3 protein-coding genes and 1 pseudogene are annotated in these 1,777 nt (G+C 57.5%); 2 read left to right on the top strand and 2 right to left on the bottom strand.

Annotation, left to right across the window (positions count from 1 at the left end; genetic code table 11):
- Positions 1-98: 98 nt before the first annotated feature.
- Both ACVWZU_RS14315 and ACVWZU_RS14320 read left to right on the top strand, forming a co-directional pair.
- The gene (locus ACVWZU_RS14315) at positions 99-389 is read left to right on the top strand and encodes a hypothetical protein (protein WP_457445571.1); all 291 of its coding nucleotides are present in this window, start codon (positions 99-101) and stop codon (positions 387-389) included.
- A gap of 24 nt (positions 390-413) precedes the next feature.
- Complete coding sequence (locus ACVWZU_RS14320) at positions 414-698, top strand: hypothetical protein (protein WP_414421520.1); 285 nt, start codon at positions 414-416, stop codon at positions 696-698.
- A gap of 97 nt (positions 699-795) precedes the next feature.
- Here ACVWZU_RS14320 and ACVWZU_RS14325 read toward each other — a convergent pair whose 3' ends face one another.
- Positions 796-1,524 carry an SDR family oxidoreductase gene (locus ACVWZU_RS14325; protein WP_011433499.1) on the bottom strand — a complete coding sequence of 243 codons (729 nt, stop codon included), beginning with the start codon at positions 1,522-1,524 and terminating at the stop codon, positions 796-798.
- 93 nt (positions 1,525-1,617) lie between these two features.
- Positions 1,618-1,777, bottom strand: a pseudogene (locus ACVWZU_RS14330) (RNA-guided endonuclease TnpB family protein); the annotation flags it as partial.

The following is a 1,777-nucleotide window of genomic DNA, read 5'->3' on the forward strand; positions in this document are numbered from 1 at the left end:
CCGTCCCGCTAACGCGAATGGAAACAAACAGAATGCTATCGCTGCATAGTTGAACAGTGATGTTCAGCAGTGTTCAGCGTAAATGTATCAGGTGAAGGATGCCGACAACATCAAACAGCACCCCCACACCCATCAACGGCTCTGACTCACTGGGCTGTACGGGTCAGACGTGCCCTGGAAAGCAGGTTGAACCGCCACTCTGGGCTGGGCTTCGGGATCCCTCTACCCTTCTGGAGCAGGTACGCAGCGGTCAGGTTTGGCTGGTTAAGGGAATGGGATCCCATGGGCTGTTGCTGGAGAAAGCTCATATTGTCGAGCTGCTGGAGTTTGGTGCAGCCGTTGGCCTGGCCATCGATCGCGATTGCCGAGCGGTTTTGCCGATCGCGTAAGCGGGACGGAGTCCTTTTGGCCAAGTGTATCTGCAGGCCCCTGCCACTTTTTTGGAGCGTCAGTGGGGCTATCGTCGTCGCGCTCGCAGCACCGAGATCCTGCAAAAGTTGACAGAGGCTTACCCCAGCCGGCGGCGGGCTACCCTTCTCTGGCAGCATCTTCATCAGCAGTTTGGGCCGGCGTTGCTTGCTTCTGTGCCGGACGAATGGCTAGGACGGTTGGTGGGGGTGTCGGGAGATCTGATCCAACGTTGCCGCCAAGAAATGAGGATCCCTGCTGGCGCTTTGGGCTGCAGAGAGCAAGATTGAGACGGGGGGAGCCCAAGAGAGAAACTCGAGCGCTTGTTTCACCAAAAGACAAGCTGCTGCCGCCTCAACCCCAGCAAAAGGACGGCAAAACACTTGGTCAAAGGAATTGGTGGCTTTCCGGCTGCAACACTATCTCGCTCGGTACAGCACCAGCGGGCGCTGTAAGGGCAAAGCAGATGGCTTCCGCAGCCGTGGCAGGGCTGAGCATCTTGTCTCGTTGCACCTTCAGGCTGATGGGATCCCAGAAGGGTGAGTCGATGCCCCCGAAGTAAAACAGCGTAAATCTGACCCCAAAGCGCTTCAGCTCATCGGCCATGCACTTGCTAAACCCGACCACCCCAAACTTGGCCGCACAGTAAGCAGAGGCCATCGCCATGGGATAACGTCCAAGGACGCCGGGAAAATTGAGGATGTGGCCGGATTTTTGCTCCCGCATGGGGTTGGCAGCCAGTTGGCTGGTGTAGAAGCTGCCCTTCAGGTTGACCGCCAGCATTCGCTCCAGGTCCGCGGGGGTTAGCTGGGGAGCAGGCTTCAGGATCCCGGCCCCGGCCAGGTTAATCAGCACGTCAATGCGCCCATGCTTTTGCACCGTTTGGTTGACCAGTGCCTCTACCTGGGCATAGTCCGTCACATCAGTAGGGATCCCCAATCCAGAGGCAGCCCCCAAAGAGGCTGATTTCTCCACCAGAGCTCGCAGGGGCTCTTCTCGCCGAGCGGCCAACACCAGATGGGATCCGGCCTGAGCCAGCATGGGCACCAGGACGCTGCCGATACCCCCTGTTGCCCCTGTGATCAAAATAACTGCCTGCGATAGCGGAGAAGACACGTTACGTTTCTTAAACTCTTTTTCCCATCATACACAGGGATCCCGACAAGCCAGTCACAGCCCCACTGGATCCCTCGACAGAGGTCATGTAAACTACCCGACACCGACCGCTAAAGCGGTACGGAGCAGGCTTTCAGTAGCCCTGAGCCTGTTATGCTCTACCAGAGAACAAAACAAGCCCGAACCTCTAGGCTGGTTTACAGCAGCCCCCAAAAGCGCAATCACATTCGCACCATTCAAATCCGCATCCCCT

It is taken from the genome of Thermostichus sp. MS-CIW-26 (assembly GCF_054059115.1).

What these genes read in the sequence shown, in the direction of transcription:
- ACVWZU_RS14315 (WP_457445571.1), top strand. Translation starts at nt 99, where the DNA reads ATGCCGACAACATCAAACAGCACCCCCACACCCATCAACGGCTCTGAC.